At 63.4% G+C, this 12,729-nt stretch carries 10 protein-coding genes; 7 read left to right on the forward strand and 3 right to left on the reverse strand.

Annotation, left to right across the window (positions count from 1 at the left end):
* Window positions 1-22: 22 nt before the first annotated feature.
* Both GOB94_RS03025 and GOB94_RS03030 read right to left on the reverse strand, forming a co-directional pair.
* Window positions 23-670: a nitroreductase family protein gene (locus GOB94_RS03025; protein WP_182277445.1), complete on the reverse strand. Its 648-nt coding sequence runs from the start codon at window positions 668-670 to the stop codon at window positions 23-25.
* Between the two features lie 193 nt (window positions 671-863).
* On the reverse strand, window positions 864-1,874 hold the full coding sequence (locus tag GOB94_RS03030) for a hypothetical protein (RefSeq protein ID WP_182277446.1): 1,011 nt from the start codon (window positions 1,872-1,874) through the stop codon (window positions 864-866).
* Window positions 1,875-2,106: 232 nt separating this feature from the next.
* On the opposite strand from GOB94_RS03030, the gene GOB94_RS03035 reads away from it, so the two are divergent.
* Window positions 2,107-2,817 carry a hypothetical protein gene (locus GOB94_RS03035; protein ID WP_182277447.1) on the forward strand — a complete coding sequence of 237 codons (711 nt, stop codon included), beginning with the start codon at window positions 2,107-2,109 and terminating at the stop codon, window positions 2,815-2,817.
* An 11-nt stretch (window positions 2,818-2,828) separates the two neighbouring features.
* Here the strand turns inward: GOB94_RS03035 and GOB94_RS03040 are convergent, their stop codons facing one another.
* Entirely contained in the window at window positions 2,829-2,999 is a 171-nt protein-coding gene (locus GOB94_RS03040; protein ID WP_220464986.1) for a hypothetical protein, read from the reverse strand.
* 344 nt (window positions 3,000-3,343) lie between these two features.
* Here GOB94_RS03040 and uvrA point away from each other — a divergent pair, with 344 nt between their 5' ends.
* The 6 genes from uvrA to GOB94_RS03070 all read left to right on the forward strand — a co-directional run bounded on the left by uvrA (window position 3,344) and on the right by GOB94_RS03070 (window position 12,610).
* Entirely contained in the window at window positions 3,344-6,538 is a 3,195-nt protein-coding gene (gene uvrA, locus GOB94_RS03045) for an excinuclease ABC subunit UvrA (RefSeq protein ID WP_255484379.1), read from the forward strand.
* A gap of 46 nt (window positions 6,539-6,584) precedes the next feature.
* The gene (locus GOB94_RS03050) at window positions 6,585-7,466 is read left to right on the forward strand and encodes a type II CAAX endopeptidase family protein (RefSeq protein ID WP_182277449.1); all 882 of its coding nucleotides are present in this window, start codon (window positions 6,585-6,587) and stop codon (window positions 7,464-7,466) included.
* Between the two features lie 295 nt (window positions 7,467-7,761).
* Window positions 7,762-8,805: an S-methyl-5-thioribose-1-phosphate isomerase gene (gene mtnA / locus GOB94_RS03055; protein WP_182277450.1), complete on the forward strand. Its 1,044-nt coding sequence runs from the start codon at window positions 7,762-7,764 to the stop codon at window positions 8,803-8,805.
* Between the two features lie 153 nt (window positions 8,806-8,958).
* Complete coding sequence (locus GOB94_RS03060) at window positions 8,959-10,623, forward strand: VWA domain-containing protein (RefSeq protein ID WP_182277451.1); 1,665 nt, start codon at window positions 8,959-8,961, stop codon at window positions 10,621-10,623.
* 70 nt (window positions 10,624-10,693) lie between these two features.
* A complete protein-coding gene (locus tag GOB94_RS03065) occupies window positions 10,694-11,053 on the forward strand; it encodes a permease (protein WP_255484190.1) in 360 nt (119 codons plus the stop codon).
* A gap of 216 nt (window positions 11,054-11,269) precedes the next feature.
* A complete protein-coding gene (locus GOB94_RS03070) occupies window positions 11,270-12,610 on the forward strand; it encodes an MFS transporter (RefSeq protein ID WP_182277452.1) in 1,341 nt (446 codons plus the stop codon).
* Window positions 12,611-12,729: the final 119 nt, after the last annotated feature.

A 12,729-nucleotide genomic window follows, 5' to 3' on the forward strand; every position in this document is an offset into this window, starting at 1 on the left:
TCACGCGCCATCGTCGGCCCGCTTACTTCAGCGGCTTTCCATACTCTTCGCCAAACACCGTGTGCGACAGTTCAAAACGTCCACCATCGAACTTATCCGGCCCCTTCAGATGCCCCACCGCCAGCAACGCCACTACCCAGTAGCTCATCGGCAGCCGCAGCGTCTCGCAGACCTTGTCCTGCTCAAACCCTTCCATCGGAGCCGTGTCATACCCCAGCGCCTCGGCCATCAGCATCATGTGCGTCAACGCGATCATCACGTGTTTGTTCAGCCACGCCGTCATCTGGTCGTTGCTGAAGCCCGATAAGTATCCCGGTACACTCTGCGCTGCCTGCGCCGCATAGCTCTCGCTCATGCCGCGCTCGCGCCCCATCCGGATCACTTCATCCAGGTCCTTGCGCCAGCCGTCGCGGTCCCCGCAGGCCACAATCACCGCGGACGCCTCTTCCACCTTCGCCTGGTTGTAGCTCGCCGCACGCAGCTTCTTCCGCTGTTCCGGGTCCTGCACCACCACAAACCGCCACGGCTGGATGTTGTACCCGCTCGGCGCGGCCAGTCCCGCCTCAAGGATCTTGCGTATGTCGTGCGCCGGGATCGGCTCGCCGTCAAAACTCGGCGTCGCTCGGCGCTCGCGGATCACTTGGGATAAGGACTTCTTCTCACTTGCCATCGACTATCTCTCCAAACTTCTTGGCCCGGACGATCTTTGTACTGTCGGGAGACTCTTTTTCGGCAGCCCCAGCCACTCCGCAGCCGGATATCTGTCTGCCTTACAAACCTGCCATCATTGTATGCAGGAATCCGCGTGACTCAACGATTGTGCAACGCATTCCGTTTCGGCGGCGTAAATCCTCTTCCTCGTCTTAGTGGATCTCACTGATCTTCTGTTCTGTTACGAACGGTGCACGCCCCTGCACGTCGGCAATCACAATCACGCCGTCGAAGCCCTCTCGCAGGTCCTTGTGAGCATCGATCAACGCCGCCGCGACAGCCGCGTTCTTCGCCATCTCCTGCGGTGCGTCGGCAACCGAAGCATCGCCCGCGTAATGCACCACCACGTTCACCAGCCTGCCATCCTCCGAACCCTCACTGCTGATCCCCGTCAACCGATACGGCGTCCCATCCGCCCCCTTGATCACCAGCGGATGGTCACTCCCGATTCCGTCAGCCAGCTCCGAAGGCGTCGCCGACCGCCGCTCCGACTGCAGCTTGTCCAGGTTCGTGCTGGTCGTAAAGTTCGAGGGCTTCAACAACGCTTCGGCTTCGTCATACAGCAGCCACGCATACCACAACTGGTTGGCCTTCGCCGCATAGCGCGCCTTCTTCCAATACCACAGCCCATCTTCACCGGCGGCCGTCCGCGCATGCGGATACAGTCCCGCCAGCTTCCAATGTCCCGTCTCCTGCCGCAGCAGCATCGAAACCAGCCACGGCCTTGGGCCGTTCGCTTCCACCATCACAAACGCATACATCCCCGGCGGCAGCCCGGCGATCGAAAAATCCGTCTCCGAAGTCGAACCCGTAAGCGGGCAGCTGAAGTCCGCATCGCCCTGGTCCGCGCTCTTGCGATTGCGCGCATCCAGCACATAGATCTGCGCCACCTGCAGCGTATCGCCGCTGATCTTCCCCGCCGTGTTCTGAATCAACGTGCTCGCGGCTGAAAAGTTCGCGGCATACTCCTCAATCGCCTCCGACTTCAGCTTCGCCACATTGCCGCTCTTCACGTCGTTCGCCAGCGACAGCGCCGCCTCCGCCAGGCTCGACCGCAGCAGCCCATTCAGCTTCGCCTGCGTCGTGCAGCTCTGCGCCACAGCCAGCGACGGCGCCAGAGCCATCAGCACCGCCACACTGCACCCGGCCCAGCCGCCGCTCATCCATCGCCTGCCCGAACATTGTCTCGCCACCAGCCTCATCTCGCTGTCCTGTCTCCTGCGCCGCACTGCACGCTCGTGCCTCAGCATACGGACGCCGCCGCCGCTCGGCAAGCCATCCATCCAATTCCGTTCTATCCTTACAGCTATGTGGCTATCCTCCACCGCCCGGCAACGTCCCATCCGTACGATGCATCTCGCCTCCATCTTCGGACGTCCGTGCAGCCTCCTGGCCATGGCAGCACTCCTCGCCGGCGCCTGCCTGCCTGCCTCCGCGCAGACGAACCCCGCACCTGTCCACCCTGCAGCATCCACCCTGCCACCCACGCCAGCGACCGCCGCACCCGCCATCACCGCGCCAGCCCCACCGCCGCCGCCACACCACGCTGACGTCGCCTTCGCCAACGGCCAGCTCACCGTTCGCGCCGACAACTCCAGCCTCCACCAGATCCTCGGCAGCATCTCCCAGCTCACCGGCATGAAGATCACCGGCGGCGTCGAGGACCAGCGCGTCTTCGGCAGCTACGGTCCCGGTGACGCCTCCACCATCCTCGCCACACTTCTCGACGGCACCGGCGTCAACATGCTCATCCGCGAAGGCGACGCCCATCAGCCCACCGAGCTAGTCCTCACCCCACGCTCCGGCGCAGCCGCCCCCCCCATCACCCCGCAAGACGCCGAGATCGGCAGGAACCAGCCCGTGCCCCCGTCAAACGTCCACGGGCTAGCCCCCGGCCAGTCCACACCTCTGCCATCCAGCTCCACCACGGAACAGCCCGCACAAAACAAAGCCAACGCCTCCAGCCAATCAGCAGCCAGCACCGGCGCTCTCACGCCCGATCAGGTTTATCAGAAGATTCTCTCCATGCAGAGGGCCCACGCCGGAGCCTCTACCAACAACCCACCTTCATCCAGCACCGCCCCCGGCGCCGGAACCCCACAGTAAATCAACCGCATCTACCGTTCTGCGAGCACTCCCGGACGCACCGTCGCGCGCTCACGCGCCGCCTGCACCGCACGGCTGTGGATGCGAAACACCTGAAACATCCCGTAGCACATTCCATAGGCCACCAGCACTCCAAAGGCCAGTGCCACACCAACAGCTGCAACAAGCATTACAGTCTCCATCGCCCGCCAACACTCCTTCACGCCCTTGCCTTGCAATCTGGCTCTGGTCTCTTCGGATGCTAGTTTCACTCATCTGTACGCCTGCACAACATCAAAATCTTGTGGAACCTAGTGACGAAACCGGTTCCCTTGTACTACACCAGCGTGCCCTACGCGTTACAGAATCGGCGTCCCCACACGACAAACTCGCCCAGCACACGGAAAACCGCAAAACGTTCGTAACGTCTTTCTCCTGATTGCCGCCCGCACTCGCGACGATGTTCTGTCTTCTGCCGCCTCAAAACCATCCGGCTGCCCACTTTATCTCCACTCCACCAACCGAGTATCCTAGTAGCTTGTCCGCTTTGACCCCAACACCGTCTGTAACCGAGCCCCGGCCCGCCCGTCGTACCCTCACGCACATCAACGTGCGCGGTGCCCGCCAGCACAATCTGCGCGATGTCTCCGTCTCCATCCCGCGCAACACGCTCACCGTCGTCACCGGCCTCTCCGGCTCCGGCAAGTCGTCCCTCGCCTTTGACACCATCTACGCCGAAGGTCAGCGCCGCTACGTCGAAACCCTCTCCGCCTACGCCCGCCAGTTCCTTGACCAGATGGAGCGCCCCGACGTTGACTCCATCGACGGCCTCTCGCCCGCCATCTCCATCGAGCAGAAGACCACCTCACGCTCCCCGCGTTCCACCGTCGGCACCATCACCGAGATCTACGACTACCTCCGCCTGCTCTACGCCTCCGTAGGCCAGCCGCACTGCCCCAACTGCCACCGCCCCATCGCCCGCCAGACCGCCGACCAGATCGTCACGCAGATCGTCGCCCAGGCAGTCGAACGCCAGAACGCCGGCCTGCAGCAAGAGCGCATCACCGTCCTCGCCCCAGTCGTCCGCGGCCGCAAAGGCGAGTTCCGCGACGAGATCGAAGCCCTCGACAAAAAAGGCTACCGCCTCCGCATCGACGGCGAGATCACCGAAGTCGAAGAGGGCATGCGCCTCGAAAAGCGCAAGAACCACACCCTCGAAGCCATCGTCGACCGCATCATCCTCAAGCCGCTTCCCACCGACAGCAAGGAACCGTCCTTCTCCACGCCGGACTTCGACACCCGCCGCCTCACCACAGCCGTCACCACCGCCCTCCAGCTCGCCAACGGCCTCGTCCTCATCGGCCAGCAGCCCCCCGGCGGCGCCTACGCGGAGACCCTCTACAGTTCCTCGATGGCCTGCCCCGACTGCGGCATCAATGTGCCCAAGCTCGAGCCCCGCAGCTTCAGCTTCAACTCCACCTACGGCGCCTGCCCCGAGTGCCACGGTCTCGGCAGCATCTACGACTTCGACCCCGCCAAGACCATCACCGACTGGTCCAAGCCGCTCCTCGACGGCGCTATGGGCCCCGGCTCCTCCTCGCAGTACCTGCTCAAGCTCATCAAGCTCGCCGCGGACAAGTACAGCATCAACCTCAAGCAGCCCTTCAGCGCGCTCACCAAGCAGCAGCAGGACTTGTTGCTCTACGGCCCCCCGCGCAATGAGGTCGGCCGCACCGGCTTCCACGGCATTCTCAACTGGCTCCGCGACACCCTCGAAGACACCAAGTCCGAAGGCTACCGCGAGTACATGATGCAGTACATGTCCGCGACCGTCTGCCCCATCTGCCACGGCAAACGCCTCCGCCCCGAATCTCTCGCCGTCACCATCCCCCTCACCATAGCCCCGAAAAAAGATGTGTCATCTCGACCGGAGTCCGCGCATTTTGCGGACGTAGCGGAGAGACCTGCATCTGGGACCGCCACAACTTCCCGCGCCGACTCCTCCATCGCCGACTTCACCGCGCTCTCCCTCGAACGCGCCCTCACCGGCGCGCGTTCCATGCACTTCACCGGCCGCGACCGCCTCATCGCCGACCGCCTGCAGCGCGAGATCGTCGAGCGGCTCGAGTTCCTCAACGCCGTCGGCCTCGGCTACCTCTCGCTCGACCGCTCCGCCGCCACGCTCTCCGGCGGCGAAGGCCAGCGCATCCGGCTAGCCACCCAAATTGGAAGCAGATTACGCGGCGTCCTCTACGTCCTCGACGAGCCCTCCATTGGCCTCCATCAGCGCGACAACCAACGCCTGATCGCCTCGCTCTCCGACCTCCGCGACCTCGGCAACACCGTTCTCGTCGTCGAGCACGATGAAGACACCATGCGCGCCGCCGACTACCTCATCGACCTCGGCCCCGGCGCCGGCAAGAACGGCGGCATCGTCATGGCCTCCGGCACACCCGCCGAGGTCATGGCAAACCCCGCGAGCGTCACCGGCCAGTACCTGTCTGGGAAAATAGACATCGTCACCCGCCCCACACCAGGCAAGGCTCCACGCGCCCTCACCGGCAACTGGCTCTCAGTGCAGGACGCCACCGAGCACAACCTCAAGAACGTCACCGCGCACTTCCCCCTCGGCGTTATGACGGTCGTCAGCGGCGTCAGCGGCTCCGGCAAATCCACCCTCGTCAACGACATCCTCTACCGCTCGCTCGCCAAAGAACTCTACGGCAGCCGCGAAGACCCCGGCGCACATAAAGCCATCCACGGCGCTGATCAATTAGACAAGGTCATCCAGATCGATCAGTCGCCCATTGGCCGCACCCCGCGCTCCAATCCCGCCACGTACACCGGCGTCTTCACGCAGATCCGCGACCTCTTCGCCATGCTGCCCGACTCCCGCGAGCGCGGCTACAAGCCCGGCCGCTTCTCCTTCAACGTCCAGGGCGGCCGCTGCGAGGCCTGTCAGGGCGACGGCCAGCGTCGCATCGAGATGAACTTCCTCCCCGACGTCTACGTGCTCTGCGAGGTCTGCAACGGCCGCCGCTACAACACCGAAACGCTCGCCGTGAAGTTCAACGGCTACTCCATCGCCGACATCCTCGATCTCCCCATCGAAGAAGCCGTCCATGTCCTCAAGGACATCCCCGCCGTCCATCAAAAACTCCAGACCCTCGTCGACGTCGGCCTCGGCTACATCCACCTCGGCCAGTCCGCCACCACGCTCTCCGGCGGCGAAGCCCAGCGCATGAAACTGGCCCGCGAGCTCTCCAAACGCCAGACAGGCCGCACCCTCTATCTCCTCGACGAGCCCACCACCGGTCTGCACTTCGACGACGTCCGCAAGCTCCTCGAAGTCCTGCACCATCTCACTGACCTCGGCAACACCGTCATCATCATCGAGCACAACCTCGACATCATCCGCAACGCCGACTACCTCATCGACATGGGTCCCGAGGGCGGCGAAGGCGGCGGCACCATCGTTGCGCAGGGCCCGCCCGAGCTCGTCGCCCACGCCACCAATTCACACACCGGCCATTTCCTCGCGCGATACTACGAAGGCGCAGGCACTCTCGCAGCCGCAAAACACCTCCCGCCCATAGAGCTCCCCGACCTTGAGAAAAAGGCCCCTAAACCCAAGTTCATCAAGCCCGAAAAGAAAAAAGGCGTTCCCACAGCCTCCAAGCTCAAACCCGAAACCAGCAACGAAAAATCCGCCGCCAAAAAGTCCACAAAGAAACTAAAGTAGTCTCCTCCAACTACTCCCTATTCCCTACTCCCTGGTCCCTGCCCTTATGAGCGATCTCCCCCTCCCCGACCCCACCGAGACCCACGCGCTCGATATCCAGCATGATACCGACCCCGAGCACGACCACGGCATCGCGCACCGTATCCCCCACCTCGGCCACGCGCTTCTCTTCTTCGCCATCACCGCCTTTGCCCTGCTCTTCGCCGCGGTATTCATCTACGCCTTCGCCCATGTGCATACGCAGGCAGCGGTCCTGGCGCATCCAGGGTTCGCCCTCATGGCCCAGGGAGCGGGCTACGCCGCCGCCTTCGCTATCTCCTTCTGGGTATTTCCTCTCATCTGGCACCGGGGCTTCTTCGCCGGAGTTCACTGGAACGCCTCTGTCGCCAAACGCCATTGGCTCAAGATCGTCGTCACCGGCATCCTTGTCAGCATCGCCGCGCAGCTGGCCATCAACTTCGTCTCCTCGCCGGAGAAGGCCCCCATCGATCAAATAATGGGCAACGCGCACATTATCTGGTACATGGCTCTCTTCGCCGTCCTCATCGGCCCATTTATGGAAGAGCTCGCCTTCCGCGGCTTTCTGCTCCCTGCGCTCGCCACCGCCTACGACTGGCTGGCCCTTGAGCGTACCCCCGCCGGACTCGACCGCTGGCAGCGTTCCACAGCCCATTCCACCCCCGCGCTCATCTTTTCCGCGATTATCTCCAGTGTTCCCTTCGCTTTACTTCACGCCGCGCAGATAGGCTACGCTTGGGGCGTAGTTTGCATCCTATATGGCGTGAGTTTGGCTCTGAGCCTGGTTCGCATTCGCACACAATCCTTGGCCTGTTCGACCCTGATGCACGCCACATACAACGGCTTCATCTTCGTCCTGCTCTTCATCTCGTCCAGTGGCTTCCGCCACCTTGACAAGATTGGGCGCTGATATACAAAAGATGTAACGGAACGACATCCTAAAGTAATACAAGGGGTGCCATGATGCAGGATCATCATCCGAAGTGCCCGCACTGCGACTCTCTTGAGACAGTGCGGGCCCATCGCCGGCTTGTTGAGCGTCTTCTGCTGGTTCTACGTCCCTACCGATGTGGCTTTTGTAATCATCGGTTTACAGTTTTGCACCTTCCAAAACTCAGCCGCGAAAGTACCGGGCGTCAACAATCCAATTAGCCGCTACCCCCCGCTGGGAAGTGGGCACCCGTATCCTCTACACTGGATAGGACATGATTCCTACCCTTGAATGGACGCCTGCGGGCGTCAGCTTCCTTGACCAGACCAAACTCCCTCTCGAAGAAACCTACGTTCTAGCCACCGACTACCAGCAGGTGGCCACCGTTATCCGCGACATGATCGTCCGTGGCGCGATGGCTATCGGCGTCTCCGCCGCCATGGGCGTCGCCCTCGGCATCCAGAGCTCCACCGCCACAGATCTCCCCACGCTCTCCGCAGAAGTCGACGTCATCTGCGCGACACTCGCCGGCACCCGCCCCACAGCCGTCAATCTCTTCTGGGGCATCGCCCAGGTCCGCGACCTCTACACCCAGCTCGCCGCCGCCAACACCCCCATCCCCGAGATCAAACAGCAGGTCGTCGTCCTCGCCAATCGCCTCTACGACGAGGACATCGCCAACCTCCACAAGCTTGGTGCCTTCGGTGCCGAGCTTCTCCCGCAGGAGGGCACGGTCCTCACCCACTGCAACGCCGGCGCGCTCGCCGCCTGCGGCTACGGCTCTGCCCTCGGCGTCATCCGCGCCGCCATTGAGGCCGGCAAGAATATCGACGTCTTCGCCGACGAGACCCGCCCCTTCAACCAGGGTGCCCGCCTCACCGCCTGGGAGCTCGTCAAAGACAACATCCCCACCACCCTCATCTGCGACAATATGGCCGGCTACTTCATGGGCCAGGGCCGCATCAAGGCCGCCATCGTCGGTGCGGACCGCATCGCCGCCAACGGCGACACGGCCAACAAGATCGGCACCTACTCCGTCGCCATCCTCTGCAAGGAGCACGGCATCCCCTTCTACGTCGCCGCTCCCTTCAACACCATCGACCTCGCCACCCCCAACGGCGCGGCCATCCCCATCGAAGAGCGCAGCGCCCGCGAAGTCACCCACGTCAAGGGCGTGCAGGTCACACCCGACGGCGTCGGCATCGCCAACCCCGCCTTCGACGTCACGCCCGCAAAGTACATCACCGCCATCATCACCGAACACGGCGTACTCCGCGCACCTTACACCGACTCCATCGCGGCGATGGCGAAACAATAACCCTTCAACTGCTGCTTCGGTCAGAAAGATGTGTCATCTTGACCGAAGCAGCGCGGCTTTATCGCGATGCGTAGTGGAAAGACCTGCATCTCGAACCGCCACAACTTTCAAGCCGTACACCGCCATCCCGCATCCAACTCACAGGAGGACGTGTTGGCTCTCATTCCGTGCAAAGTGGTTTCTCTGCTCGCGCTCCTCTGTTCACTGCCCGCACTCGCGCAAACTGCCCAGCCATCACCCCCGGAAGCCCAGCTCAACGTCGTCGTGCACGGCCATGAAGGCCACGCGATTACCGGCCTCACCACTGCGGACTTCCATCTCACGCTCAACGGCCAGCCGCTCACCATCACGCGCGTTGAAGAGCACACCGCAGCCACACCTCCTGAACCCATCAGGCCGGTCAATCTGACACCCGGCACCTTCGCCGACTTCACCGCTATCCCGCCCTCCAGCACCCTGAACATCCTCGTCCTCGACTCCCTCAACACCCCGCCCGAAGCGCAGGCGACCCTCCGCACCCAGCTCCAGCACTTCGCCGAACGCGCCGCGCCCACCGGCCATCTCGCCATCTTCGGCCTCACCACCCATCTCATCCTGCTGCAGGACTTCACCACGGGCCCCACCGTCCTCAAAGACGCCGTCGAGCACCAGCTCATCCCACGCGGCGAAGCGCTCCTCGACACCACCCACGACTTAGCCAGCGCCGCAACCGCCGAGCACGACCTCCAGCTCATGCAGATCGCCGCCAACCTCCACGAGTTCGAATCCGGCATGAAGAGTGACAACCCGCAGTTCCGCCAGCAGTACACGCTCGACGCCCTGCACTCTCTCGCGGTCTATCTCGCCAGCCTGCCCGGACGCAAGAACGTCCTATGGCTCGCCACCAGCTTCCCCGTCACCCTCGCCCCGCAACCCACGGCCAACCCCGAGCTCACCCAGACCGACGCGCTGCTTAACGCCGCCGGCGCCACACTCTATCCCATCGACGCCCGCAGCCTCCTCACACCCCAGCCCGCCAGCCACGCCATCAAGTTCCAGGACTCCGCCGACGCCGAACACACAGCCATGCAGCAACTCGCCTCCAGTACCGGCGGCAGTGCCATCCTCAACGCAACCAGTCTCCTCGACGCCGTCACCCAGGCCACCCAGCTCGGCGCGGCCTACTACACCCTCACCTGCCCCCTCGCTGCTACCACCGCCTCGCCGGCCATCCAGGTCACACTCACCGGCCCCGCAGCCGCCAACGCCATGCTCATCTACCCCCATGGTGCACCCGTGAAAACGGACCAGCTCGACGGCCTGCGCGCCGCCATGGCCCGAGGCGCACCTGCACCGCAGGAAATCCCCTTCAAGGTCCGTGTCCTGCCCGCATCCACCGCGCCGGAGCCCACCATCGCCCCCGGCAACCAGCAGGACCCCTCCTACAAAATCCCTGGCCCCTGGCAGCGCTACGAGATCGACTTCGCAGCCCTCGCCGCCGACTTCTCCCTCGCCACTGCTCCCAACGGCCAGCACACCGGCAAAATCGAGGCCCTAGCCTACGTCTACGACATCGACGGCCGCATCCTCAACACCGATGGCAAGACCATCTCCATTACCCTCACACCCGCCCAGTACGCTCGCTTTCGCAACTCCGTCCTGAGCCTCCACGTCGAGATCTCCGTCCCCCTCCGCCAGCAGAGCTACCTCCGTCTCTCCTTGCGTGACACCGATAGCGGACGCATCGGCGTTGTTGAAATCCCCGTCTCCGCCGTCAGCCATCTTCCCCCCATCGCCGAGCACCCCGGGCCATCGCATCCCCCCGCCGCAACCCACTGACAGCCGTCTCACCAAACTCCTGTGCCACTCGTCACAGCCCTCGTCAAACCCATTCGATAGCCTCGAACCCATGAGACTAAACTGTTACGGGCTGGTGAACGCCTACCCACAGGTCTTCGGTCACTTGTACTTTGCCCCGTTCAATCCGCGTATCAAGTCGCTCGCCCGCGCCAACATGATCGTCTTCGTGAGTGTCGGCCTCGCGGCCCTCATCTCCCACGCCCCGCGCATCCGCCCCACGCTCTGGCTCATCCTTCCGCTTCTCGGAACCCTCATCGGCACCGCCGACACCATCCGCTGCATCCAGCCCCGCTGGAGTTTCTACCACGGCGGCGTCCTGCTCTGCATCTACATGGACCTTATGGCCCTCACACTGGTCGCGTTCCTCCTGCTCTACCCCTACTTCATCTGGTTCAGCTCCACCCAATAGCCATCCTGGCTACTCCCTATTCCCTACTCCCAATTCCCTGTTTTTGTTGTTACTCCGCCGCATCTCTTGACAGTCCTCTCCATCGGCAGGCTATCCTCAACTGGCATCTCCGGCATTCTGTCTGACAGCCGTAGACTCAGCGGGGCGCGGTTCGCTTTCAAGTGATCCTGCACGCTTCGATCACATTCCAGCGAACCCGAATGGAGCTCTCACCGCATGTCTGCCTCCGCCACAAGCTCGACCGATTTCACCACCAACGCCCCTGATAACGTATCCTCCGTCCGCTGGTTCGTCTGCTTCCTCCTCTTCCTGGCCACCACCATCAACTACATGGACCGCTCGGTCTTCTCGCTCATCGAGCCGCAGCTCCATCTGCCCTTCATGGGCTGGGTTCCCGGCCTCGCCACCGTCGACCAGGTCGCCTATCACCTCAACTACGGCCATGTGATCGAGGCCTTCCAGATCGCCTACGGCATCGGCTTCCTCTTCGCCGGCCGCGTCATCGACAAGCTCGGCACCAAGCGCGGCTACGCCCTCGCCATCCTCATCTGGGGATGCGCCTCTCTCAGCCACTCCCTCGTCATCAGCGTCGCCGGCTTCATCGTCGCCCGCATCTTCCTCGGCCTCGGCGAGTCCGGCAACTTCCCCGCCGCCATCAAGGCCGTCTCCGAGTGGTTCCCCACCGAGGAGCGCGCCAAGGCCGTCGGCCTCTTCAACTCCGGCTCCAACGCCAGCTTCTTCATCGCCCCCATCATGATCGCCGCCGTCACCTCGAAGTTCGGCTGGCACGCCGCCTTCCTCGCCACCGGCTCCATGGGCATCCTCTGGTGCGTCATTTGGATCATCTTCCCCTACAACCGCCTCCGCCGCACCTCCACCACCACCCAGCGCGAGCTCGCCCCCGCCCTCGCCAATGGCCCCACCTGGTCCGCTCTCCTCACCAACCGCGGCTTCTACGCCTTCGCTCTCGGCAAAGCACTCACCGACCCCGTCTGGTGGTTCTACCTCTTCTATCTCCCCATGTTCCTCCACGACAACTACGGCCTCAACCTCAACGAAGCCAAGTGGCCGCTCATCATCATCTACTCGGTCTCCTCAGTCGGCTCCATCGGCGGCGGCTGGCTCTCCGGCTACCTCATGAACCGCGGCCACACCATCAACTTCGGCCGCAAGACCGCCATGCTCATCTGCGCTCTCTGCGTCGTGCCCATCCTCTTCGTTCCCCAGATGGGCCACATCTTCCACACCAATCCCTGGCCCGCGATCGCTCTCTTCTCGCTCGCCACCGCCGCGCATCAGGGCTGGTCGGCCAACATCTTCGCCACTCCAGCGGACATGTTCCCTTCCACCGCCATCTCCACCGTCGTCGGCATCGGCGGAGCGGCCGGAGCAGCCGGCGGCGCCATCTTCACCGCCATCGTCTCCCATTACTTCTCTCCGCACCCGCTCATCATCTTCATCATGGCCGCCTTCGCCTACGTTCTGGCGCTGCTCATCTTCCAGCTCCTGGTCCCACGCCTCGGCTACTCCCGCTCCGAAGACACCCTCACCGCCTAACGCCTCACACCACCACCCCAAAAGGCAAGGCCCGGACGCAGCTTCGGGCCTTGCCTTTTCTTCTAGGTACCCCGACCCTTCAGGGTCGGGTCTCACGACCACTTCTGGCGCGTGGGGCT

Source organism: Granulicella sp. 5B5 (genome assembly GCF_014083945.1).
In the GTDB taxonomy this organism is placed as follows: domain Bacteria; phylum Acidobacteriota; class Terriglobia; order Terriglobales; family Acidobacteriaceae; genus Granulicella.

Bases quoted from the DNA above. Each gene is read 5' to 3' on its own strand.
- GOB94_RS03070 (WP_182277452.1), top strand. From the start codon at position 11,270: ATGTCTGCCTCCGCCACAAGCTCGACCGATTTCACCACCAACGCCCCT.
- GOB94_RS03040 (WP_220464986.1), bottom strand. From the start codon at position 2,999: ATGGAGACTGTAATGCTTGTTGCAGCTGTTGGTGTGGCACTGGCCTTT.
- GOB94_RS03065 (WP_255484190.1), top strand. From the start codon at position 10,694: ATGAGACTAAACTGTTACGGGCTGGTGAACGCCTACCCACAGGTCTTC.
- GOB94_RS03035 (WP_182277447.1), top strand. From the start codon at position 2,107: ATGGCAGCACTCCTCGCCGGCGCCTGCCTGCCTGCCTCCGCGCAGACG.
- GOB94_RS03050 (WP_182277449.1), top strand. From the start codon at position 6,585: ATGAGCGATCTCCCCCTCCCCGACCCCACCGAGACCCACGCGCTCGAT.
- GOB94_RS03030 (WP_182277446.1), bottom strand. From the start codon at position 1,874: ATGAGCGGCGGCTGGGCCGGGTGCAGTGTGGCGGTGCTGATGGCTCTG.
- mtnA (WP_182277450.1), top strand. From the start codon at position 7,762: ATGATTCCTACCCTTGAATGGACGCCTGCGGGCGTCAGCTTCCTTGAC.
- GOB94_RS03025 (WP_182277445.1), bottom strand. From the start codon at position 670: ATGGCAAGTGAGAAGAAGTCCTTATCCCAAGTGATCCGCGAGCGCCGA.